This window comes from Amycolatopsis solani (assembly GCF_033441515.1).
GTDB lineage: Bacteria > Actinomycetota > Actinomycetes > Mycobacteriales > Pseudonocardiaceae > Amycolatopsis > Amycolatopsis solani.
Genome location: NZ_JAWQJT010000001.1, coordinates 3,735,605 through 3,759,460, shown reverse-complemented (window position 1 = coordinate 3,759,460; position 23,856 = coordinate 3,735,605). Strand labels below are relative to the sequence as shown.

Genomic DNA, 23,856 nt, shown 5'->3' with positions numbered 1-23,856 from the left:
TTCCCCCGTCGGCGGCGTTGCTCCGCGAGGCGTAAGCGGGCGTCGGACATCCGGCGGCCTCGTCACTTCCTGTCGCAAACTTGCGTAAGTTCGTTCAACTATTGCGGATTCTTGTCCGGGATTCGTATGATCCCGGTCACAGAGGTCCCCACCTGCTGCGGAAAGGCCAGTGCCGCCCATGTCTCCCAGCTCTGTCTTCAGCGCGCCCAAAATCCGTTACGGCGCATTAGCCGCGGCGGTGATCGCCGCCGCCGGGCTCACGATCGCCGCCGCACCGGCGGAAAGCACGGCGCTCGCCGCCGGTCGCGGTGCGACGGTCCCCTTCCTGGAACAGGAAGCCGAATCCGGCGCCACCAACGGCTCGGTCATCGGCCCGAACCGCGCCGCGGGCACCCTCGCCGGCGAAGCGTCCGGCCGGAAGGCGGTGACGCTTTCCGGCCAGGGCCAGTACGTCGAGTTCACGCTCACCGCGCCGGCGAACTCGATCGATTTCCGGTACAGCGTCCCGGATTCGGTGAACGGCACGATCTCGCTGTACGTCGGCGGAACGCACAACCGCGATATCGCCCTGACGTCGAAGTGGGCCTGGTACTACGGCTCGTACCCGTTCACGAACAACCCCGGTGACGGCCACGCGCACCACTTCTACGACGAGACCCGCGCGCTGCTCGGCACGTCGTACCCAGCGGGCACGAAGATCAAGCTGCAGGTCGACGCGGGCGACGTCCCGGCGACCATCGACCTCGCCGACTTCGAGCAGGTCGGCGCCGCTGCCACCCGGCCGTCGAACTCGGTGTCCGTCACCGACTACGGCGCCACCGCGGGCGACACGAGCGACGACGCGGGTGCGTTCGACTCCGCCGTGGCAGCCGCGAAGAGCCAGGGCAAGGAGGTCTGGATCCCGTCCGGCACCTTCATCCTCGGCCACCACATCACCGTCGACCAGGTGACGATCCGCGGCGCCGGGCCCTGGTACTCGGTGCTCACCGGCCCGCGTGCCGGGATCTTCGGCAAGGGCGAACCGGCCAGCTGCGGGACGTCGACCTACCCCGGCAACGCGGCCGTGCCCGGCACGAGCAGCGCGGTGAAGCTCTATGACTTCGCGATCATCGGCCAGGTCGACGCCCGCGTCGACTGCGACCAGTCCAACGCCATCGGCGGCGCGCTGGGCGGCGGCTCGGTCGTGCAGAACCTGTGGCTGCAGCACACGAAGGTCGGGTTGTGGCTCGACGGGCCGTTCGACGGGCTCACCGTGTCCGGCAACCGGATCCTCGACCAGACTGCCGACGGGCTGAACCTGCACCAGGGCATCAGCAACGTCACCGTGACCAACAACTTCCTGCGCAACACCGGCGACGACGGCCTGGCGATGTGGTCCGAGCACGACGCCGACCACCACAACACGTTCTCCTTCAACACCGTGCTGCTGCCGATCCTCGCCAACAACATCGCGATCTACGGCGGGCACGACAACACCGTCGCCGACAACGTCGTGGCGGACAACCAGGACCAGGGCGGCGGCATCCACATCGCCAACCGGTTCAGCGCGGTCCCGCTGGCGGGCACCACGACGGTCGCGCGCAACACCGCCGTCCGCACCGGCGTGCTCGATTCGAACTGGCAGTTCGGCGTCGGCGCGCTGTGGTTCGACGGCCGCGACTCCGCGATCACCGGCCGCGTCGACGTCACCGACCTCGACCTGCAGGACAACAACTACGAAGCCATCCAGTTCATCGACAGCGCCACCACCGACGTGCACTTCACGAACGTCCGGATCACCGGTGCCGGCACGTTCGCGTGGCAGATCCAGGCCAAGCCGAGCGGTTCGGTGAAGAACGTCGTCGCGACCGGGGTCGGGCGTGCGGGCGTCTACAACTGCATGGGCCCGGACGCGATGGCGGGCCTGGCCGACCAGGGCGGCAACTCGGGCTGGACGACGACGTTCTGCGGCTCGTGGCCGACGCCGGTCTACGGCTCGGACAACGGCGGCGGCACGACCACCACCACTCCCCCGACCACGACTCAGCCCACCGGGCACCTCGCGCTGCGCAAGAGCGTCAGCGCGTCCGGCTCCCAGGGTGGCTTCCCGCCGGCCAACGCCGTCGACGGCGACGCGAACTCCTATTGGGAGAGCACGAACAACGCGTTCCCGCAGTCGGTGACCGTCGACTTCGGCAGCACGGTCAGCGTTTCGCGGCTGGTGCTCAAGCTGCCGCCTTCGTGGGGTGCGCGGACGCAGACGATCTCGGTCGACGGCGTCAAGGCGGCCGCGAGCTACACGTTCGACCCGGCGTCCGGGAACACCGCCACCGTCAGCCTCCCGGCGACGTCGGCGCGCACCCTGCGCCTGACCTTCACCGGCAACACGGGCTGGCCAGCCGGGCAGCTGTCCGAACTCGAAGCCTATTCGTCCTGAGAGGTGATGACGATGTCCCGCATCCCGGCCCTGCTCGCCGCCGCGCTCGCCGCGTCCGGCCTGGCGGTGCTGTCCGGCGGCACGCCCGCCGCGGCCGCCACCTGTCCCACGACCGCATCCGGGGGCGCGAGCGTGCCGTTCCGGACGGTCGAGGCCGAGTGCTCGGCGACCACCGGTTCGGCCGTCGGCCCCGACTACACGCAAGGCAGCATCGCGTCTGAAGCCTCCGGGCGGCAGGCCGTGAAGATCACGACCGGTCAGTACGTAGAGTTCACGCTGCCCGCGGCGGCGAACTCGATCAACGTCCACTACAACCTGCCCGACGGTTCGTCCGGCCGGCTTTCGGTGTCGGTCAACGGGTCCAAGCTCGCGCTGCCCGTGACGTCCCGCTACACCTATGTGGACACCGGCTTCATCACCGGCTCGAAGACCCACCACTTCTTCGACGACGCACGCGTGCTGCTCGGGCAGAACCTGGCGGCGGGGGCGAAGGTCCGGGTACAGGTTGATTCCGGTGACGTCGGCCAGGCGACCATCGATCTCGCCGACTTCGAGCAGGTCGGCGGTGCGGGATCGAAGCCGGCGAACGCCCTTTCGGTGACCGACTACGGAGCCACGGCGAACGACTCCTCGGACGACACGCAGGCGTTCCGCACCGCGCTTTCGGCGGCCCGTTCGCAGGGTCGCGAAGTCTGGGTTCCGGCCGGCCGGTTCGAAATCGGCTCGGCGCTGCAGATCGACCAGACCACCGTCCGCGGCGCCGGCCAGTGGTACACCGTGTTGCACGGCAACAACATCTTCAACAACGGCAGCGCGTCCGGCAACATCAAGCTGTACGACTTCGCGGTCTTCGGCGACGTCACCGAACGCAACGACGGCAGCCCGGACAACGCGTTCCACGGCGTCCTGGGCACCGGTTCGGTCGTGAGTGGACTGTGGATCCAGGACACCAAGTGCGGGCTGTGGCTGATGAACGGCGCGTCCTCGAACCTCACCATCGAGAACAACCGCATCCTCGACACGCAGGCCGACGGCGTGAACTTCGACGGCGCCGTCACGAACTCGACGTTGCGCAACAACTACCTGCGCAACAACGGCGACGACGGGCTCGCGCTGTGGTCCAACGGGCAGGCCGACTCGGGCAACTCGCTGGTGAACAACACGGTCGTGCAGCCGAACCTGGCCAACGGCATCGCGTTGTACGGCGGTTCGAACAACACGGTGAGCGGCAACCTCGTCCAGGACACCAACGCGCTCGGCGGCGGCTACCTGGTCGCGAACCGGTTCAACTCGGTGCCGCTCGGCGGCACGGTGACGCTGTCGAACAACACCGCGCTGCGAGCCGGGGCGCTCGACCCGAACTGGCAGTTCGGCGTCGGCGCGCTGTGGTTCGACGCGCGTGACCAGGCGATCACCGGCGTGACGATCCGGGTCACCGGGTTCACCGCGATCCAGAGCCCGTACGAGGCCATCCAGTTCATCGACGGCAACGGGCAGGGCAAGCAGATCCAGGGCATCACCATCGACGGCGTCTCCGTGCAGGGCGTGGGCACGTTCGTGGCGCAGTCGCAGACGCAGGGGTCGGTGTCGATCAGCAACCTGACGGCGTCCGGCGTCGGCGTGACCGGGACGTACAACTGCCCGTACCCGGCGTCGATCCCGAAGATGACCTTCGGCGGATCCGGCAACAGCGGCTGGACCGGGACCTGGGGCGACTGCTCGTCCTGGCCCGCGCCGAACTCGGGTCCGCCGCAGCCGCCGCAGTCCGGCAGCAACATCGCGAAGGGCAAGGCGATCAGCGCGTCGGCCTCCCAGGGCGGGTTCCCGCCGTCGAACGCCAACGACGGCAACGCCGACACGTACTGGGAGAGCGCGAACAACGCGTTCCCGCAGACGCTGACGGTGGACCTGGGCGCGGCGGCGTCCATCACCAAGGTCACGCTCAAACTGCCGCCGTCCTCGGCGTGGGGCGCACGGACGGAGACGGTGACGATCTCCGGCAGCACGGACGGCGGGACGTACACGACGCTGGTGGGCTCGCGCGGCTACGCGTTCGACCCGGCTTCCGGCAACACGGCGTCGGCCTCCTTCACAGCGACGTCGCAGCGTTTCGTGCGGCTGACGTTCACCGGCAACACCGGCTGGCCCGCGGGTCAGGTCTCCGAGTTCGAGGTGGCGGCCGCCTAGTGTGACGAAACGGCACGGCGGCTCGACGGTTCCGCACGGAACCGCCGGGCCGCCGTCCGGCCTGCATTAACCTCGCCGGGAGATCATCTCCGGGGAGGGCCGATGCCGCGTCTGCTGCTGGTGGAAGACGACCAAGCGCTGGCCGAAGCGCTTTCGCTGGCCTTGCGCGCGCTCGGCCACGACGTCGTCCACGCGCCCACCGGCGAGCAGGCGCTCACCGCGCTGGCCGGGGCCGAATTCGTCCTCCTCGACGTCATGCTGCCGGGCATCGACGGCTTCGAGGTCTGCCGCCGGATCCGGGCCCGCAGCCGGCTGCCGATCGTCCTGCTGACCGCCCGCGGCGACCCGATCGACGTCGTCGCCGGGCTCGAATGCGGCGCCGACGACTACGTGGTGAAGCCGGCGGAGCCCCGCGTGCTGGACGCGCGGATCAAGGCGATCGGCCGCCGGGCGCGGCCCGCCACGCTCGAGGCCGGGCTGCTGCACGTCGGCGACCTGGCGATCGACCCCGCCGCGATGAGGGTGACCCGGGGCGGGGAAGAGCTGGCGCTGACCGCCACCGAAATCCGGCTGCTCGTCGAGTTCGCCGAGCACCCCAACCAGGTCCTGAGCCGGCAGACGCTGCTCAAGCGCGTCTGGGACTACGGCTACGTCGGCGACTCGCGGATCGTCGACGCGGCCGTCGCGCGGTTGCGCGCGAAGGTCGAGGACGATCCGGCCAACCCGGTCCTGCTGCGCACGGTCCGCGGCCTCGGCTACCGGCTGGTGACGAAGTGAGGCTCCCGGCCGTCAGTTTGAGAACGCGGATCGTGGCCGCGATCGTCGGGGTGACCACGACGGCGACAGCGGTCATGGCGTACGCCGCCTACCAGGTGCAGGCGGACGAGGCACTGGGCCGGTTCGCCGTCTCCGCCGTGGCCAATTCGGGCGCCGACCGGCAGCTGCTGGTGGAGTTCTCGAAGGTCGGCACCGAGGGGTGGCTCGACCGCATCCGGATCGGCTCCGACCCGGACTGGGCGATCGTGACCGAGCGGCCCGGCGGTCCCCTCGACGTCGTGCGCGGCGCGGAAGGCCCCATCGCGGTGCCGGACAAGCTCGCGATGCTGGGGACCGTGCGGGCGGGCCTGTTCGAACAACGACGGCCCGAGCAGTTCGGCAGCGCCTACGCCCGGGTGCCGGGCACCGGCCGCAAGGTGTTCTTGGTCAACGCGAACCTGCCCCTCCCCGGCTACCACCTCGTGCAGTTCTTCGACTTCAGCCAGTTCGACGACGACCTGACCGCACTGCGCTGGAGGCTCGTCCGCACCGCGCTGGTGGTCAGCCTGCTCGGAGCCGGCGTCGCGCTGCTGATCGGGCGGCGGATCCGGCGTCCGATCAAGGCGTTGTCCGCGGCGGCCGACGAGTTCGGCGCCGGCGCGCTCGGCACGCGGGTGCCGGTCAAGGGGCGGGACGAGGTGGCCTCGCTGGCCGGGTCGTTCAACGCGATGGCCGCGCGGCTCGGCGCGTCGATCGACGAGCTGCACGCGAAGGACCGCCAGCAGCGGCGGTTCGTCGCCGACGTCGCCCACGACCTGCGGACCCCGCTCGCGTCGATGATCGCCACCGTCGACACCCTCGACCACGCCGAACCCGCCACGCGCACCCGCGCGGCCGAGATCCTCGGCACCCAGGCCCGGCGGCTGGCGAAGCTCGTCGAGGACCTCCTCGAGATCGCCCGGTTCGACGCCGGGAAGGCCGACCTGCGGGTGGCGCCGGTCGACCTCGCGGACCTGGTCGCCGACGCGGCCGAGGTCACCGGGGTCGAGGCCGCCGTCACGGCGAGCGGGGACGTCACCGTCGTCGCCGACCCGCGGCGGGTGCACACCGTCGTGGCCAACCTGCTGGGCAACGCCGTCCGGCACGGCTCTGCGCCGGTCACGGTCACCCTCGACGGCACCGGCGACGACGTCGTCGTGCGCGTCGCCGACGCGGGCCCCGGTGTCCCGGCCGACCTGCTGCCGATCCTGTTCGACCGGTTCGCCCGAGGCGACCACGCGCGTCAGGCGACCGAGGGCAGCGGGCTCGGGCTGGCGATCGCGCGGGAAAACGTGCTGGCGCACGGCGGATCGCTCACCGCGCACAACGACGGCGGCGCCGTGTTCACCGTGCGGCTGCCCAGGACCGCCTGACTCCCGGTCAGTTCGCGCGGGTGCTGCGCGTCGAAGTACGGCAGCGGCAGGTACGCCAGCAGCGCCGCGGTGGCGAGCAACGGGAGCGGGCGGACGGCCGGGCTCAGCCACAGCACCACGGCGAGGTTGGTGACCAGCAGGAACCCCCAGCGTGCCCAGTCCCACCCGGCGAAGGCCAGCAACGCCGGTGCCGCGACCGCCGCGACGGCGAGCGCGTCGAGGCGTTGCAGCAGGGCGCCGGCCACGACCACGGCGAGGATCGGGGCCAGGTACCGCAGGACCTCGGTGACCGAATACAGCTGCCAGCTCTGGCTCTGGGTGCGTTCGAACAGCGCGAGCGCGTCGGCTCGCGGGGTGAAGTCCGCGGTGGCCAGCGCTTTTTCGAGCCTCGCGACCGCGCCGGGACTCGACGCGGGCAGGATCAGCACGGCGAGTTCCGCCACGACCGGCGTGACGAGCAGCTTCGCCGTGATCCGCACCGAGGACCGCCGCAGGAGGACGAGCGCGAAGAGGGGAAGCACGGTGAGCGCCGCGATCTCGTGGGTGAAGACCGCGGCCGTCAGCAGCCCGGACGCCAGCGCGGGCCGGCGCGGCAGCTGCCACAGCGCGGCGAACAGCAGCAGGTAGAGGGCCTGGTCGAAGTAGCCGACCTCGTGGAAGAGGAAGCCGCCGGACGGCAGGAGCAACCAGCCGATCACGAGGAGCCGGTGGCCGGGCTGCCGGGCGCGGGCGAACGCGAAGGCGAGAACGCCGAGCAGCGCGGCGAGGACGGCGAACGCCGCGGCGGCGAAGACCCAGTACGCGTAGCCGGTCGCGAGGGCGAGCGGGTGGAGCAGGGTGCCGACGAGGAACCGGCGGTGGAAGCCGTCGGTCAGCGAGACGGCTTCGAGCGTCACGGCCCAGTCGCCCGGCAGCCGGAAGCCGCGGTAAGCGGCGAGGAGCAGGGCGAGCGCGAAGAGGGTGTGGAGCCCGCGAGTGGTGGTGGCGCGGTCGAGGGTGCTGGTCACGAGAGCCAAGCTAGGAACGGGATGTGCGTCCCCCGCGACCGTTGATCGACAGTTCCTCGCCGGTATGGCACGTCGTACTTTTGCGCTCGGTTGCTGTAAAGTTTCACCCATGACGCGTCGTCTTGCCGAAGTCGCCCGCCAGGTCGGGGTCAGCGAAGCCACGGTCAGCCGGGTGCTCAACGGCCGGTCCGGGGTGTCCGCCAGCACCCGCGCCGCCGTGCTCACCGCGCTGGACGTGATGGGGTACGAGCGGCCGACCCAGCTGCGCGGCGAGCGCGCCCGGCTGGTCGGGCTGGTGCTGCCCGAGCTGCAGAACCCGATCTTCCCGGCGCTGGCCGAGATCATGGGCAACGCACTCGCCCAGCAGGGGTTCACGCCGGTGCTCTGCACGCGGACCGCGGGCGGGGTGTCGGAGGCGGAGTACGTCGAGCTGCTCCTGCAGCAGCAGGTGTCGGGCGTGGTGTTCGCCGGCGGGCTGTACGCGCAGGCGGACGCGGTCCACTCGCACTACCACCACCTCGTCGAGCGGCGGCTCCCGACGGTGCTGATCAACGCGGCGGTCGAGCACCTCGGCCTGCCGCAGGTGTCGTGCGACGACGCCGTGGCGGTCGAGCAGGTCGTCGGGCACCTGAGCTCGCTCGGGCACGAGAAGATCGGCCTGGTGCTGGGCCCGTCGGACCACGTGCCGTCCCAGCGCAAGCTCGCGGCGTTCCAGTCGTACGCGGCGAAGCTGGGGTTGCCGGTGCTGGACGAACTGGTCGAGCACGGCATGTTTTCGATCGAGGGCGGCCACGCGGCGGCGGCCCGGCTCTACCCGCGCGGCGCGACGGCGGTGCTGTGCGCGAGCGACCTTTTGGCACTGGGCGCGGTCCGCGCGGCCCGGCGGCAGGGGCTCACGGTGCCGGACGACGTGTCGGTGGTCGGCTACGACGACTCGGCGTTGATGAACTGCACCGACCCGCCCCTGACGACGACCCGCCAGCCGATCGAGGCCATGGGCCGCGCGGTGGTGGAACTCCTGGTCAAGCGCATCAACGGCGGCGAGGTGGCGGCGGAGGAGCTGCTGTTCGCCCCGGAACTGGTGGTCCGCGGCTCGACGGCCCGCCGCATCGGCTGACCCTCCCCCTCGCCCGATGTCGTGAATGACTCATTCCTGTCGTCAGACGACAGGAATGAGTCATTCACGTCATCCCGGCCCGGCTCGAGCACCCCGCTCGCCGTCCCCACCCCCAGGCCGCAGCGGGGCCCCGACGTCGCGAATGACTCATTCGCGACCTCCAACGTCCCGAATGAGTCATTCGCGACCCCCCGGCAGCGCGACCCGCCGCGAGCCGTCGTGCCCGCCAGCCCAGCCGCTCGCGCCCTGTTCGTAACTTGCAAATTCTCGTCGGGTTATTGCGTCGATCTGGTCCACCCCTTTATGGTGACCGCAATCACGTGACAGCCGTCGCGACCCCGAGAAGAGGCTTGAGATGAGCAGTCCCTGGTCCCGAACCGTCTCCCGCCGCATGTTGTGCCTGCTCACCGCGGGCGGCCTGGCGCTCTCGCTCGCCGCGTGCGGTGACGGCGACAACGCCGCGCAGTCTGGCGGCAAGGTGAAGATCACGGTCACCGGGCAGCCGCCGACCAGCCAGCCGTTCGAGCGCAGCGTGTTCGACGCCGACGTCAAGGAGTTCGAGGCTTCGCACCCGAACATCGACATCGATCCGCACGAAGGCTTCATGGACCCGAAGACCTTCTCCGCGAAGCTCGCCGGCGGGCAGCTCGAAGACGTCTACTACGTCTACTTCACCGACCCCGCGCAGATCATCACGCGGCACCAGGCCGCCGACATCACGGAAGCCGCGAAGAGCGTCCCGCACATCAACGACATCAAGCCGGAACTGCTCGACAACTTCCGGGACGCCGGCGGCAAGCTCTACGGCCTGCCGACGATGAACTACACGATGGGGCTCGTCTACAGCAAGCCGCTGTTCCAGAAGGCCGGGCTCGACCCGAACAAGCCGCCGCAGACCTGGGACGAGGTCCGGGACGCCGCCAAGAAGATCACCGCGCTGGGCAACGGGGTCGTGGGCTACGCCGACTACAGCAAGAACAACCAGGGCGGCTGGCACCTGACCGGCTGGCTCTACTCGATGGGCGGCGACATCGCCCGCAAGGACGGCGACAAGTGGGTCGCCGACTTCAACAACGACAAGGGCAAGAAGGCCCTCCAGTACCTGCACGACATGCGCTGGACCGACAACTCGATGGGCGCCAAGCAGCTCCTCGAAGCCACGGACGTGCAGCGGATGATGGGCTCCGGCCAGCTCGGCATGTACATGGCCGCGCCGGACAACGTGCCGGTGCTGGTCAAGCAGTTCAACGGCAAGTACGAGGACTACGGCATCGCGGGCATGCCCGGCGGCGAGGGCACCCTCCTCGGCGGCGAGGGCTACATGGTGAACCCGAAGGCGTCGCCGGAGAAGATCAAGGCCGGCCTCGAGTGGATCCAGTGGAAGTACCTCAACCCGGACCGCTTCGAGAAGCACATCCAGCAGTACGTCGACGGCAAGCAGCCGGTCGGCCTGCCCGCCGAGCCGACCCCCGACGTCTGGACCGGCGCGGTCCGCGAGCAGCAGCTGGCGCTGAAGGCCAAGTACGCCAACGTTCCCGCACAGAACTTCCAGTCCTACGTGGACACCACGAGCAAGATCAAGGGCAGCATCGAGCCGCCGAACGCGCAGCAGATCTACGCCGCGCTCGACAGCGTGATGCAGGCCGTGCTCACCGACCAGAACGCGAACATCGACCAGCAGCTCTCGTCCGCCGAGTCGAAGGTCAACAGTGTCCTCGCCCAGGTCAAGTAGCCTCCTCGCCTGGCCCGCGACGTCCTCGTCGCGGGCCGGGCGCCCGGCCGTCTCGCCGGAAGAACGCCGCCGCACCACGCTCAAGCGCAAGATCAAGGAAAACCTCACCGCGTACGGCCTGCTGTGCGCCGCGCTGGTGGTGTTCGCCTTGTTCTCCTGGTACCCGATCGTGCGCGGTGTGCTGCTGAGCTTCCAGCAGGTGGACTTCGTCAACGCGCCGACGTGGGTCGGGTTCGACAACTTCGCGAAGCTGTTCGAAGACCCGCTGTTCGGCGTCGCCTGGCGCAACACGCTGCTGTTCACCGGGCTCGCGCTCGTCTTCGGCTTCGCCGTCCCGTTCCTGACCGCCGTGCTGCTCAACGAGATCCGGCACGCGAAGGCGTTCTTCCGGCTCGCCGTGTACCTGCCGGTGATGCTGCCCCCGGTGGTCACGGCGCTGATGTGGAAGTGGTTCTACGACCCGGGGCCCGGCCTGTTCAACTCCGCGCTCGGCGCGGTCGGCCTGCCCGGCGGCCAGTGGCTCGACTCGTCCGGCACCGCGATGCTGTCGCTGGTCTTCGTCTCGACGTGGGCCAACATGGGCAGCACCACGCTCATTTACCTCGCCGCACTCGGCACGATCCCGGGCGAGCTCTACGAAGCCGCGGAACTCGACGGCGCCGGGGTGTGGAAACGCTTGCGGCACGTGACTTTCCCGCAGACCCGGTTCGTCCTGCTGGTGCTCCTGCTGCTGCAGGTCGTCGCGACCATGCAGGTGTTCACCGAGCCGTATGTGATGACCGGCGGCGGGCCGGACGACTCGACGGTCACCGTGCTGCTCCTGCTCTACCGCTACGCCTTCGTCTACAACGACTTCGGCTCGGCGAGCGCGATGAGCCTGCTGCTGTTCGTGGCGCTGGGCGTGTTCTCGGCGTGGTACGTCCGGCTGACGCGGAAGGCGGACCAGTCATGAGAACCCTCGTTTCGCCCAGCGCGTTGCGCAGCCCGCGCGGCAAGGTCGTCTACGGCGTCGTCTTCGCGTGCACGCTCGCGGTCTTCGTCATCGCCTTCATGTTCCCGCTCTACTGGGCGATCACCGGCGCGCTGAAGTCCCCGCAGGAACTGGCGCAGACACCGGCGACACTCGTCCCGCACGAGTGGCACCCGGAAACCTTCGCCGACGCGTGGAGCCAGCTCAACCTGGGCAAGTACTTCCTCAACACGCTCGTCGTCGCCGGCGGCGCGTGGCTGGCGCAGCTGGCCATCGACGTCCCGGCCGCGTTCGCGCTGTCGAAGCTGCGACCCAAGTTCGGCAACGTCGTGCTCGGGCTGATGCTGGCGACGCTGATGCTGCCGGCCACGGCCCTGCTCGTCCCGACGTACGTGACGGTGACGGACCTGCCGCTGCTGCACCTCAACCTGATCAACTCACCGACCGCGGTCTGGCTGCCCGCGGCGGCGAACGCGTTCAACATCTACCTGCTGAAGCGGTTCTTCGACCAGATCCCCGACGAACTCATCGAAGCGGCGCGCATCGACGGTGCCGGGCCGGTGCGGACGCTCTGGAAGATCATCCTGCCGATCTCGCGGCCGATCCTGGCCGTGGTTTCGATCCTCGCGGTCGTCACCGCGTGGAAGGACTTCATCTGGCCGCTGCTGGTGTTCCCGGACACCGAAAAGCAGACGCTCTCGGTGATGCTGCAGCGGGTGGCGATCGACATGCCGCTCAACGTGCTCGTCGCCGGGATGGTTTTGGCCAGCCTGCCGATGGTGGCGCTGTTCCTGGCGTTCCAGCGGCAGATCCTCGCCGGGCTCACCGCCGGAAGCATCAAGGGCTGAGGGCTTTTCCACAACGACTAGGAGGGGCACTTTCGTGACCGACAAGACCGGCTGGTGGCGGAGCGCGGCCATCTACCAGATCTACATCCGCAGCTTCGCGGACGGCAACGGCGACGGCGTCGGCGACCTCGCCGGCGTCCGCGCCCGGCTGGACCACCTGGCCGACCTGGGGATCGACGCGATCTGGTTCACCCCCTGGTACCCGTCCCCGATGGACGACGGCGGCTACGACGTCGCCGACTTCCGCGACATCGAGCCGCTGTTCGGCACGCTCGCCGAGGCCGAAGAGCTGATCGCGGAGGCGCACGCGCGCGACATCCGGGTGATCATCGACATCGTGCCCAACCACGCCTCCGACGAGCACCGGTGGTTCCAGGCCGCGCTGGCGGCGGGCCCGGGATCGCCGGAGCGGCAACGGTTCTGGTTCCGGCCCGGCCGCGGCCCGGACGGGTCCGAGCCACCGAACAACTGGAAGTCGCGCTTCGGCGGGTCCGCGTGGACGCGCGTACCCGACGGTGAGTGGTACCTGCACCTCTACAGCTCGCGCCAGCCCGACTTCAACTGGGACAACCCGGAAATCCGCGCGGAGTTCGAGGACGTGCTGCGGTTCTGGTTCGACCGCGGGGTCGACGGCTTCCGCATCGACGTCGCCGACGGGCTCGTCAAGGACCCGCACCTGCCCGACGTCGAAGACGGCGACGAGACGCCGTTCTCCGACCAGGAGGGCCTGCACGAGATCTACCGCTCGTGGCGCAAGATCGTCGACAGCTACCCGGGCGAGCGGGTGCTGGTCGGCGAGATGTGGCTGCCGGACATGTCCCGCGCGGCGCGCTACCTGCGCCGCGACGAGCTGCACTCGGCGTTCAACTTCGACTTCCTGGTCTGCCCGTGGGACAGCAAACGCTTCCGGGACGTCATCGACCGGACGCTGAAGGCGCACGACGAGGTCGGCGCGCCGGCGGCGTGGGTGCTGTCGAACCACGACGTCACGCGGCACGTCACGCGCTACGGCCGCGAGGGCGATACGGGGTTCAGCTTCGCGAACCGGCTGCACGAACTGCCGGTGGACCGCTCGCTCGGTACCCAGCGGGCGCGGGCGGCGGCGCTGCTGACGCTGGCCCTGCCCGGCGGGCTGTACGTCTACCAGGGCGAGGAGCTGGGCCTCTGGGAGGTCCTGGACATCCCGGACGAGCTGCGCCAGGACCCGGTGTGGGCCCGCACGAACGGCGCCGACCCCGGCCGCGACGGCTGCCGCGTCCCGATCCCGTGGTCGGGCACCGAGCCGCCGTTCGGTTTCGGTTCGGGCGGTGCGTGGCTCCCCCAGCCCGAGGAGTGGCGCGAGTACACGGCGGAGGCCGAAGCGGCGGATCCGGAGTCGATGCTGTCGCTGTACCGCGCCGGGCTCCGCCTGCGGCGGGACCTCCCCACGGGCTCGCTCGAGTGGCTCTCGTCGGGCGAAGGCGTGCTGGCGTTCCGCATCGGGGCGGAGTTCACGTTCGCGCTGAACTTCTCGGACACCCCGGTGCCGCTCCCGGCGGGCGAGGTCCTGCTCGCCAGCGGTGCGGTCACGGACACCCTGCCGACGGACACCGCGGTCTGGCTGCGCGGCTAGGACGCACCGGAGGCCGTCGCCGAGCGAACCCGGCGGCGGCCTCCGGTGGATCAGCGGATGCGCTCGGACAGCTCGAACATGTTGCCCCACGGGTCGCGGAAGAACGCGAGCCGCGCGCTGATGTCGGCGATCTCGAACGGCGGGTTGACGATCTCCACCCCGCGCTTGCGCAGCTCCGCGAGGGTTTCGTCGACGTTCTCGACCGACAGGCAGACGTGGTTGTAGCCGTTGACCGACAGGCTCGCGTCGACGTCGTCGAACCGTTCCCGGTCCGTGGCGCCGGGACCGCCGAGGATTTCCAGGTGGAAGTCGTCCTGGGTGGGCGGCAGCACGTAGGCCAGCGTCAGGTCGCCGTAGGGCCAGGTCTGCAGGACGCGCCAGCCCATCGTGTCGACCCAGAACGCGCGGGCCGCCTCGAAGTCGGGGTAGCGGATCCCGGTGTGGTGCCCGCGCATGGACGCGAAGGGCGACGCGGGGTCCTGCGGCGGGGTGGCGGGCAACGGCATGGTCAACTCCATCGGTCGAGCGGATGGTTCCCATTACGGCCTGCCCGGGCCGTCCCGTGAAGGCCGGTCGTGGCCCTGCCAGTACCACCCAGAACGTGCTCCACCGCGCTGCAACGGGTCATAATCCGGACATGACGACCGGTGGCGACCTGCGCGGCTTCCTCACTTCGCGGCGCGCGGCGCTGACCCCCGAGGAGGTCGGCCTGCCCAGTCCGGCCACGGCCCGGCGCGTGCGGGGACTGCGCCGGGAAGAGGTCGCCAGTCTCGCCGGGGTGAGCGTCCACTACTACGTCAAGCTCGAGCAGGGCCGCGCCGGCAACGTCTCCGGGCAGGTGCTGGCCGCGATCGCGCGGGCGCTGCGGCTCGACGACGTCGAGACCCGCTACCTCCGCTCGCTGCTGCAGCCGGGCCGCCACCCGGCGCCCGCTCCGCCGCGGGCCCGGCCCGCGCTGCGGTCGATGATCGGCGCGCTGGACGTGCCGGCCGTCATCCACGGCCCGCACCTGGAGGTGCTCGCCGTCAACCACGCGGGCAAGGCGCTGCTCGACGACTTCGAGGCGATGCCGGTCGCGGAGCGCAACACCGCGAAGTGGATGTTCCTGAACCCGCGCGCTCGCGTCGTCTACCGCGACTGGGCGCGGATCGCCGCGGACGTCGTCGCGGTGCTGCGGGCGGGACCGGCCGACGACGCGCTGTCGCGGATCGTCGGCGAGCTCAGCACGCGGTCCGCGGAGTTCGCCGCGTTCTGGGCCGACCACCGGGTGGCCGAGCACCAGCACGGCGTGAAGCGGTTCTTCCACGAGTCGGTCGGCGATCTGACGCTCAACTGGCAGACGCTGCACCTGCCGGACAGCCAGGGGCAGAGCGTCATCGTCTACAGCGCGGACACGGGGTCACCGTCCGAGGAGAAGCTGCGCCTGCTGGCCAGCTGGACGGCGACCCCCGCGCCGGTCACTTCGTGAGCTGCAGGATGTCGACGCCGCGGGCGTTGTCCGCGACGTAGACGTACTTGCCGTGCCAGTACGGGGCCCACGCGCTCGCGTCGCCCGGCCGGTAGTACGCGATCTGCCGCGGGTTCGTCGGGTCGCTGACGTCGAGGAACCGCGTGCCCTGCGAGTAGAACGACTGCACCAGGACCTTGCCGCGGACGTCGAAGTAGTGCGCGGAGCAGTCGTCGGACGCCGGGTCGCCGCCTTCCTGGCCGTTGACGCTCCAGGTTCCGACGCTCTCCAGGCGGAACGGCTGCGCAGGCGTCGAGCGCCAGCCTTCGCCGTTGTAGGACCCCTTCAGCGACGAGATCGTCAGGACGCCGTCGCCCGCGCAGCCGTCGACGAAGTTCTCCTCCGTCGCGTAGATCAGGTCCTGGCCGCGCCACGCGCCATCGCCGACTCGGTGGCCGGCCGGGTGGAAGCTGTTGTGCATGAACCGCGAGGGCGCGGCCGTCTCGGCGATGCCGCCGCCGGCGTACGGGACCGGCTCGTGCGCGGTGGCGCGGCGGATCTTGCCGGACAGCGGGTCGCGGTGGATCCCGGACGTCCAGTAGCCGCGCACGCCGCCGCGGCCGGACACCCAGGCCACGCCGTTGTCGTCGACCTGGACGTCGTGCACGTAGTCGGTCTTGCCGTCGTTGCGGGCCAGCTCGATGGGCTGCGGGTTCACCTTCGGGTGCCGCGGGTCGCGGATGTCGGTGACCCAGATCGGCCGGCCGCCCCAGTCGGCGGGCTGGTCGTCGGCCTTCGCCGGGCCGCCGGTCCAGAGGTAGCGGCAGCCGTCGACGCAGCTGGTGGTGTGGCCCGCGGGCACCTTGACGTAGCTGAGGATCGACGGCGCCTCGGGCTTCGAGACGTCGACGACGTAGATGCCGGACTCGCCGGTGTGCGTGGTGCCGCCGTAGGCGCGCGGGTCGCGGGAGAGGAACACCAGCTTGCGGTCCTGGTCGACCTCGGTGTCCTCGGTCTCCCACAGGCCCGGCAGGCTGACCTGGCCGACCAGCTTCGGCGCGGCCGGGTTCTTCGTCAGGTCGTAGACCTTCAGCCCGAACTCGCCGGACACGACCATGACGTCGCGGCGGCCGTAGTCGAGGAAGCCGATCGAGATGGCGCCGGCCGCGTCGGGCACGTTGCCGACGGACTTGACGTTCTTGATCGCGCCCGGGTCGCCCAGCGTGCGGGCGGCGGGGGTGGCGGGTTTGTCGTCCTCGCCGCAGGCGGCGGCCGGGAGCCCGGTCGCGACCAGCGTGGCGCTGACGGTGACGGCGGCGAAGCACGACCGCAACCAGGTGCGCACGCGAAACCTCCCAGAACGCTCAGAGCGTGACCACGGGGACGTTACGACGGAGATCAACCGGACACAACCGTCTTTTGTTGGCTCTTGACTGGTAGGACTGGCGCATGCGCTTGCTCGTCCTGCTCGCCGTCCTCGTCCTCGCCGTCACGGGCTGTTCCGGCGCCGACCCGGCCCGGCCCGGCGTGCTGTCCGTCGGCATCCGGGAGCCCGCGACGCTGCTGCCGGCGGACCTCGCCGACCAGGCTGGCCGGCTGGTGACCGGCGCGCTGTGGACCCCGCTCGCCGACTACGACGCGGCGTCCGGCAAGGTCACCCCGCGCGCGGCCGAGTCGATCGAGAGCACCGACCGCGTGCACTGGACGGTCAAGCTGCGGCCCGCGACCTTCCACGACGGCACCCCGGTGACCGCCCAGTCCTATGTGGACACCTGGCGGGCCATCGCCGCGGCGCGCTGGGTGTCCTCGCCGGTGTTCACGAAGCTCCTGCGCGCCCGCGAGATCACGGCGCCGGCCCCGGACACCATCGCGCTGACGCTCGACCGCCCGTCCGGCCAGGTCCCCGCCCTGCTCTCGGCACCGGGCCTGGTGCCGCTGCCGGCGTCGGTGCTGACGTCCCGCGACTGGAACGCCTTCGCCAAGGCCCCGGTCGGCAACGGCCCGTACCGCCTGGACGGCGGCTGGCACCCGGGCTCGGGCGGCACGCTCAAGCGCGTCGGAGCCGGGAAGGCCGAGGAGATCGAGCTGCGCGTGGGCGAGCCCGGAGCCCAGTACGACGCGGTCAAGGCGGGCACCCTCGACCTCGCGACCGAGGTCCCCGGCGAGAAGCACGAAGCCATGCACGCCGACTTCGGCGACGGCAGCCACGCGACGTGGGCGCTGCCGCAGGCGGGTTACCTGGCGTTCCCGGTGACGAACCCGAAGTTCTCCGACGCGACGGTCCGCCACGGCTTCGCACTCGGTGTGGACCGCGCGGCGCTGGAAGCGGGCCCGCTCGCGCACCAGGTCGACCCGGCCAAGGCCCTGCTGCCGCCGGCGGACGCCCCCGGCGAGCGCTCCGGCACGTGCCGCCCCTGCAGCTTCGACGCGGCGGCGGGCAAGGCCCTGCTGAAGCAGGCGGCCTTCCCGGGCGGCGCGACCGTCTACTTCGGACCCGGCGCGGAGGCGTGGACGCGCACGCTGGTCGTCGGGCTCCACAAAGCATTGGACGTTTCCGTGACGGCACAGGCGTCCCCGAACGCGGGCCCGCTCGACGGACCGTCCACGGTGGACGTCAAGCCGGCGACGGCGAGCCCGTACGAGCTGTTGTCCCTGCTGGCTTCGGAGTCGGGGTACACCGACGAGGTCTTCATGCAGAACCTGGCACTGGCCGACGCCGCGGCGACCCCGGAGGAGGCGGGCGAGCTGTACCGGCTGGCGGAGAACCAGCTGCTGCGCGACCTGCCGGTGGCCCCGCTGTGGTCGGGCCACGGCCACGCGGTCTGGTCGCCGCGCGTCCGCGACGTGACGACGACGCCGTTCACCGGCCCGGTGCTGGCCGGAATCGCGGTCTCGTGACCTGGGACCCGGCCACCCCGGCGGAGGTGGCGGCGTTGTTCGCCGAAGTCACCACGCCGTGGTGGATCGCGGGCGGCTACGCGATCGAATTCGCCGTGGGACAGGCGTTCCGCGCGCACGCCGACGTCGACGTCCTGGTCCTCCGGCGCGACCAGGCGGCGGTGCAGGCGGCGCTGCCGTCGTGGGAGTGGTGGGCGGCCGACCCGCCCGGCCGGAATCCCCTATCTGGCCCCGGAAGTGCAGCTGTACGCCAAGTCCCGCGGCACCCGCCCGAAGGACGAGCAGGACTTCACCGCGGCGCTGCCGGTGCTCGACGCCACCCAGCGACGCTGGCTCGCGACCGCCCTGCCCCCGGACCACCCGTGGCGCACCCGCCTCTAGGCCCGTATCGAAGTGGCCTCGTAGCGCAAGTGGGTGGCCGGCTGGTCGTGAGTGTTTAGGACGGTTCTAACCGTCCTAAACACTCACGACCACTGGCACCGGGACTAGACCGTCGCGTGCTCGGCCAGGGTTTCGATGAACGCGCTGGTCAGCGGGTCCGGGGCCGCGCGTGTGTACGCGACCAGCGGCCGCTGGACCGGCACGCTCGGGCGCAGCACCCGGCCGTCGAAACGGGCGGGCAGGACGTTCGCCGGGACCAACGCCGGGCCGAGGCCGGCTGCGGCCAGGATCGGGGCCGCCGCCGTCTGCTCGGTGCGGACCGCCGCGCGGGGGCGGAAACCCGCTGCCGCGCAGGTCGCGTCGACCAGCTCCGCCAGGCCGTTGCCCGGCGCGTAGTGCACCCACGCGCAGTCCGCCAGCGTCGCCAGGTCGACCACGCCCGTCTCGTCGTCCTCCGAAGCGCCGTCGGCGGGCAGTACCACGACGAACTCCTCGACGCCCAGCTCCCGCACCGGCCCGGTCCAGTCGCCCGGCCGCGGGCCGAGCGCCACGTCGGCCTCGCCCGCCGCCATCGCTTCGCGCAGCTCGTCGGCGTGCCGGAACTCGATCAGCCGGACGTCGACCTCGGGCCGGTCGCGCCGCCACACGCGCAGCGCGGGCGGCAGCACGCCGAGGCTCACCGAGTACACCGTCGCGACCTGCAGCTCGCCCGCCGTCGTCCCGGAGGCGAGCCGGGCCGCGCACCGCGCGCGCTCGGCGTCGGCCAGCGCCGCCCGCGCGTGCGGGAGCATCGCGCGGCCCATCGGCGTGAGCCGGACGGCCCGCGGCAGTCGTTCGAGCAGCGGCCCGCCGAGGCCGCGTTCCAGGGCCCGCATCTGGTGCGACAACGCCGGCTGTGTCACGTGCAGTTGCTCGGCGGCGCGGGTGAACGAGCCGGTGTCGACCACCGTGACCAGGTACTCCAGCTGCCGCAGGCTTGTCATGAACTGAGCTTATCGACTTGGTGACAAGTAAGCCTTGGACTTATCACAACAGGCTGACCAGGCTGAGAGTCATGAAGCGCAAGACAGCACTCGTCGCCGGGGCCAACGGGATCATCGGCCGGAACCTCGTCGAGCACCTGCGAGCCGACGGCGGCTGGGACGTCACCGGCCTCTCCCGCCGGGGCGGCCCAGGCTCGATAGCCGTCGACCTCCTCGACGCCGCCGACACGCGGGCGAAACTGAGCGGACTGGACGGCACGACGCACCTGTTCTACGCCGCCTACCAGGACAAACCGACGTGGGCCGAGCTGGTCCCGCCGAACCTGGCGATGCTGACCAACTTCGTCGACGCAGCGGTTGCGGCCGCGCCCGGCCTCGAGCACGTCAGCATGATGCAGGGCTACAAGGTCTACGGCGCCCACCTCGGCCCGTTCAAAACCCCGGCGCGCGAGACCGACGCGGGACACCTGCCGCCGGAGTTTAACGTCGACCAGCAGCAGTTCCTCGAGCGGCGCGCGGGATCGTGGACGTGGTCGGCGATCCGCCCCTCGGTGGTCGGCGGCACGGCACTGGGCAACCCGATGAACCTCGCGCTGGTGATCGCGGTGTACGCGTCCATCTCGAAGGAACTGGGCGTGCCCCTGCGGTTCCCCGGCAAGCCCGGCGCGTACGACAGCCTCCTGGAGATGACGGACGCGGGTCTCCTCGCCTCGGCGACGGTCTGGGCGACGGGCCGCCAGGGCGCGTTCAACATCGCGAACGGCGACCTGTTCCGCTGGCGCGAACTGTGGCCGAAACTGGCGGCGTACTTCGACCTGGAAGTCGCGCCACCACTGCGGATGTCCCTGGTGGACGTCATGGCGGACAAAGCTCCACTGTGGACGTCGATGGCCGCCCGCCACGGGTTGTCGGCGTCCTACGCGGACGTTTCTTCATCGTGGGCGTTCGCCGACTTCGTGTTCGGCTGGGACTACGACGTGTTCGCGGACACGTCGAAGTCGCGCCGGGCGGGGTTCCACGAGTACGTGGAGACGGAGCAGATGTTCTACCGGCTCTTCGACGAATTCCGGAAGGCGCGCGTGATCCCCTAGCGCGCTTCCCGGCCGGCGATGACCGTCGACCGGGCGCGGAGCACGCTTTCGTCGAAGCTGCGCAAGTCGCGGAACGGATTGGCGATCTCACGCACCCGGCGGTCGAGGAGCCGCCCGAGGAAGATCGTCAGCGCGGCCACGACGAGCGCTCCCGGCACCAGCGCCGTCGGCCCGATCCAGTCCAGGAGCGACGTCACCGCGTACGCCACCACACCGGGCAGCGAAAGGACGAGGAAGAAACCGCCCCAGGCGAGGGCCACCCGCTGGACGTCCAGCGCCGGCAGGAGTTCCGCGACCGTCGCGGCGAGCCAGCGGAACGTGGTGGTCGAGAAGCTGACGAGGAGGAAGAGCAGGAACCCCAGGGCCGCGACCGACGTGGCCCACCCGATCCACGGCGCCGTCCACGGCCACCAGCCGGTCGCGCTTCCCGTCGCCCGCACGGCGCCCAGCAGGTACGGCCCCAGCAGCGAGGCCACCATGGCGAAGAGCGCCACCGGCCGGAGGACGACCGGTGCCTTCGGGTCGTGGTCGAAGGTCTGCCACTGGGTTTCGTCGGCGCGGAACCCGGGCGCGGACAGCCTGACCACCAGCCGCACCAGGACGGCGGCGGGCAGCGTGTCGAGCAGGTTCCGGTAGCCGATGCCCACGCCGGCCCGTGCGAAGAGGAGCTGCGCGAGCCGGCGCGACCGCGCGGGGTCCGCCCGGTGGATCGCCACCAGCAGATCGTCGTTCCGCAGGTACTCCCGGACCGGGATGCCGAGCGACCGGGCGGCGCGCTCGAGGTCGAGATCGAGCCTCGTCAGCTTCGTCCGGTCGTACTGCCGGGACGCGCCCAGCACCCCGATCGGCATGGCGAGCCGCGGGTCGACCCCGGCGCCGTCGTCCGGCATCCTCGTCGCGAGCCGATCGTCGATCAGGTAGCCGACCCGGCCCATGACCTCGGTGAGCCGCCCGGCGCGGCCGGGGGCGAACGGCACCCACAGCCAGTCGTGCCGCCGGCTCGCCGGGTTCCCGGCCTCGGCGCGAAGCAGTTCGTCCTCGACGTCCGGGCTGCGCACCAGCACGGCCAGGCGCCACGCGGCCCGCACGGCGACATCGCTTTCGTCCCACAGCAGCCCGGCCAGTGCCAGGCCGGCCGAGGCCGTCCCGATCGCGGCGATGTCGTCGACGGCTTCGAGCGATCCCGTTTTCGCGCGTTCGGCGAGCACCGGGATCGCGAGCTCCCCGGTCGCCCGCAGGGCCACTCGCGCGGCGGGGACCCACGTCGCCAGATCGCTCAGCGTCTCGACCGCCCCCCGCAGCCGCGTCGCGGCCAGCGCGTGGATCGCGAACCCCTGCCGCTGCAGCGCGGCCTGGGTCAGGCGCCTGAGCAGCGCCTTCCCGCGCGGTCCCGGGTCGGCCGCGACCGCTCCCAGCGCGACCGTGCCGGGGGTGTCGCCGGTGGCGGCGCCGCGAAGCGCCGTCTCGAAGTGCCGGAGCACCGACTCGGCCAGTGCCTCGTCGATCTGCCGCGCCTCGGCCAGGCATTCGAGGGCCAGGAGCTTGCCGCGTTCGTCGCCGTCGAAGATCTTCGCCACGACCGGCGTGCAGTCGCGGTGGGCGCCACCGCACCAGAGCTTGACCGTCTCGCGCCAGCGGCCGGGGTTCTCCTCGTACAGCGCCAGCAGCCGCTCGGGGCTGTCCGCGAGTTCCATCGCGGCCAGGTACTCCTGGAGCGTCAGGTGCGGGAATTCGTAGAGCAGGTTCCCTTCGTCCACGCGCACCAGCAGACCGCTGCGGTCGACGATCTCCTCGAGCAACGCGGCGGCGTGCGCCGCGTCCAGGTTGAACCGGGCGAGCACCCGGGTGATGTTCGCGAGCAACTCGGCTTCCGACACGGTCCGGCGATCGGTGCCCGGCGCCATGGCGCCCTGGGCCTGGAGCGCGATGGACCGCAGGGCCATCGCCTTGTGGCCGGCCTTGTAGGTGGCCAGGCCGCGCGTGCGTCCCAGCTCGGAGTCCCGGCGCAGCAGGTGCTGCACGGCCATTTCGTAGAACTCGGCGCGCGAGCCCGGCAGCACCGGCCCGACCCCGGGATCCGCGTCGTGCAGCGAGGCGATCATCGTGAGCAGCAGCGGGGTCCGGGCCAGCAGCAGGACGGGCGGGCTCGCCCGCAACCCGGCCATCATCCGCTCGACCTCGTACCGCGCGTCGCGCTCGGCCCGTTTCGAGGTGAACCACAGCCTCAGGAACCGGCGGATGGCGGCGTCGTCGAAACCGGCCACCCGGACCTCGTGGTCGAAATCCGGTCGCAGTTCGTAATCGTAAACCGCCTCCCGGCAGGTGACGACGATCTGGCAGCCGGGCCACTTCTCGGCGAACTCCTTGAGTTCTTGCGTGACTTCGGCCCGGCGGTCGGTCACGATTTCGTCGAGGCCGTCGAAGAACACGCTCAGCAGGCCGTCCGCCAGCGCGCGATCCAGGAACCGCTCCGGTTTCTTCACCCCGCACCGGCCGAGCGCGCCCGCGACGAGGTCCCGCGGGCTGTCCGCGCCGCGGTTGCGGCGGAACAGTTCGACGAACACGGGGACGCGCGCGAAGTCGGCGGGCCGGTCGGCCCACTTCACCATGGAGTACTTCAGCAGCATCGACTTTCCCGCGCCCGCCGGGCCGAGGACGACCGTCCGGGTCCGGTGCCGGATGCTCCCGTAGATGTCTTCGCGGCGGCCGTCCACCTCGCTCTGGAGCGGGACGTAGACCTCGCTGACCGTGACCTTGCTGGTCGCCAGGAAGCCGAGCGCGTGGCTGTCGCAGGTCTTCTTCACGCCGGCGGTGTACCGCCGCAGTTCGCGCCTGGTCAGCGTCCGGCGCCGGCTGCGGAACACGGCGGGCCAGAAACGCTGTCCGAGGTGTTTCGCGCCTTCGCCGAGGAATTGCTTGGCCAGAAAACCGGCGAGCGCGAAAGTCGCGGCCACCGCGGCGGCATAGGTCCATTGAGCGGGCACGGCGAACCCCTGGTC

The 23,856-nt window shown here is 70.9% G+C and carries 17 protein-coding genes and 1 pseudogene; 14 read left to right on the top strand and 4 right to left on the bottom strand.

Translation table 11 applies throughout. From position 1 onward, the window contains the following. Positions 1-178 precede the first annotated feature (178 nt). From SD460_RS17900 to SD460_RS17860, 9 genes are all read left to right on the top strand, one after another. Positions 179-2,416, top strand: a complete 2,238-nt coding sequence (locus SD460_RS17900) for a discoidin domain-containing protein (RefSeq protein ID WP_290058377.1) — start codon at positions 179-181, stop codon at positions 2,414-2,416. A gap of 6 nt (positions 2,417-2,422) precedes the next feature. Beyond that, the gene (locus SD460_RS17895) at positions 2,423-4,603 is read left to right on the top strand and encodes a discoidin domain-containing protein (RefSeq protein WP_318306398.1); all 2,181 of its coding nucleotides are present in this window, start codon (positions 2,423-2,425) and stop codon (positions 4,601-4,603) included. A gap of 102 nt (positions 4,604-4,705) precedes the next feature. Beyond that, the gene (locus SD460_RS17890) at positions 4,706-5,380 is read left to right on the top strand and encodes a winged helix-turn-helix domain-containing protein (RefSeq protein WP_290058379.1); all 675 of its coding nucleotides are present in this window, start codon (positions 4,706-4,708) and stop codon (positions 5,378-5,380) included. Beyond that, positions 5,377-6,771 carry a sensor histidine kinase gene (locus SD460_RS17885; protein WP_290058380.1) on the top strand — a complete coding sequence of 465 codons (1,395 nt, stop codon included), beginning with the start codon at positions 5,377-5,379 and terminating at the stop codon, positions 6,769-6,771. Before SD460_RS17890 ends, SD460_RS17885 begins: the two co-directional genes overlap by 4 nt. A gap of 1,116 nt (positions 6,772-7,887) precedes the next feature. Then, entirely contained in the window at positions 7,888-8,895 is a 1,008-nt protein-coding gene (locus SD460_RS17880; RefSeq protein ID WP_290058381.1) for a LacI family DNA-binding transcriptional regulator, read from the top strand. Between the two features lie 355 nt (positions 8,896-9,250). Further along, positions 9,251-10,627 (top strand): ABC transporter substrate-binding protein, encoded by a 1,377-nt coding sequence (locus SD460_RS17875; RefSeq protein ID WP_290058382.1) that lies wholly within the window; start codon positions 9,251-9,253, stop codon positions 10,625-10,627. Next, positions 10,605-11,579 carry a carbohydrate ABC transporter permease gene (locus SD460_RS17870; RefSeq protein WP_318306397.1) on the top strand — a complete coding sequence of 325 codons (975 nt, stop codon included), beginning with the start codon at positions 10,605-10,607 and terminating at the stop codon, positions 11,577-11,579. The genes SD460_RS17875 and SD460_RS17870 overlap by 23 nt, the downstream gene beginning before the upstream one ends. Beyond that, entirely contained in the window at positions 11,576-12,445 is an 870-nt protein-coding gene (locus SD460_RS17865) for a carbohydrate ABC transporter permease (protein ID WP_290060487.1), read from the top strand. Before SD460_RS17870 ends, SD460_RS17865 begins: the two co-directional genes overlap by 4 nt. 34 nt (positions 12,446-12,479) lie before the next feature. Beyond that, positions 12,480-14,057: a glycoside hydrolase family 13 protein gene (locus tag SD460_RS17860; RefSeq protein WP_290060486.1), complete on the top strand. Its 1,578-nt coding sequence runs from the start codon at positions 12,480-12,482 to the stop codon at positions 14,055-14,057. 50 nt (positions 14,058-14,107) lie between these two features. Here the strand turns inward: SD460_RS17860 and SD460_RS17855 are convergent, their stop codons facing one another. Then, positions 14,108-14,563: a VOC family protein gene (locus tag SD460_RS17855; RefSeq protein WP_290060485.1), complete on the bottom strand. Its 456-nt coding sequence runs from the start codon at positions 14,561-14,563 to the stop codon at positions 14,108-14,110. A gap of 131 nt (positions 14,564-14,694) precedes the next feature. On the opposite strand from SD460_RS17855, the gene SD460_RS17850 reads away from it, so the two are divergent. Next, the gene (locus SD460_RS17850) at positions 14,695-15,525 is read left to right on the top strand and encodes a helix-turn-helix transcriptional regulator (RefSeq protein ID WP_290060484.1); all 831 of its coding nucleotides are present in this window, start codon (positions 14,695-14,697) and stop codon (positions 15,523-15,525) included. Here SD460_RS17850 and SD460_RS17845 read toward each other — a convergent pair. Next, the gene (locus tag SD460_RS17845; RefSeq protein WP_318306396.1) at positions 15,515-16,849 is read right to left on the bottom strand and encodes an LVIVD repeat-containing protein; all 1,335 of its coding nucleotides are present in this window, start codon (positions 16,847-16,849) and stop codon (positions 15,515-15,517) included. The genes SD460_RS17850 and SD460_RS17845 overlap by 11 nt on opposite strands. Positions 16,850-16,953: 104 nt before the next feature. Here SD460_RS17845 and SD460_RS17840 point away from each other — a divergent pair, with 104 nt between their 5' ends. From SD460_RS17840 to SD460_RS17835, 3 genes and pseudogenes are all read left to right on the top strand, one after another. Next, complete coding sequence (locus SD460_RS17840) at positions 16,954-18,402, top strand: peptide ABC transporter substrate-binding protein (RefSeq protein WP_318306395.1); 1,449 nt, start codon at positions 16,954-16,956, stop codon at positions 18,400-18,402. Continuing rightward, positions 18,303-18,518, top strand: a pseudogene (locus tag SD460_RS46975) (hypothetical protein); the annotation flags it as partial. The gene SD460_RS17840 and the pseudogene SD460_RS46975, both read left to right, overlap by 100 nt. Before the next feature lie 121 nt (positions 18,519-18,639). Beyond that, positions 18,640-18,783 (top strand): hypothetical protein, encoded by a 144-nt coding sequence (locus tag SD460_RS17835; RefSeq protein WP_290060481.1) that lies wholly within the window; start codon positions 18,640-18,642, stop codon positions 18,781-18,783. Between the two features lie 104 nt (positions 18,784-18,887). Here SD460_RS17835 and SD460_RS17830 read toward each other — a convergent pair whose 3' ends face one another. Next, positions 18,888-19,766 carry a LysR family transcriptional regulator gene (locus SD460_RS17830; RefSeq protein WP_290060480.1) on the bottom strand — a complete coding sequence of 293 codons (879 nt, stop codon included), beginning with the start codon at positions 19,764-19,766 and terminating at the stop codon, positions 18,888-18,890. Between the two features lie 71 nt (positions 19,767-19,837). On the opposite strand from SD460_RS17830, the gene SD460_RS17825 reads away from it, so the two are divergent. Then, the gene (locus SD460_RS17825) at positions 19,838-20,857 is read left to right on the top strand and encodes an SDR family oxidoreductase (RefSeq protein WP_290060479.1); all 1,020 of its coding nucleotides are present in this window, start codon (positions 19,838-19,840) and stop codon (positions 20,855-20,857) included. Here the strand turns inward: SD460_RS17825 and SD460_RS17820 are convergent. Then, entirely contained in the window at positions 20,854-23,811 is a 2,958-nt protein-coding gene (locus SD460_RS17820; RefSeq protein ID WP_318306394.1) for an NACHT domain-containing protein, read from the bottom strand. The two genes, SD460_RS17825 and SD460_RS17820, sit on opposite strands and share 4 nt — an antisense overlap. Positions 23,812-23,856 lie beyond the last annotated feature (45 nt).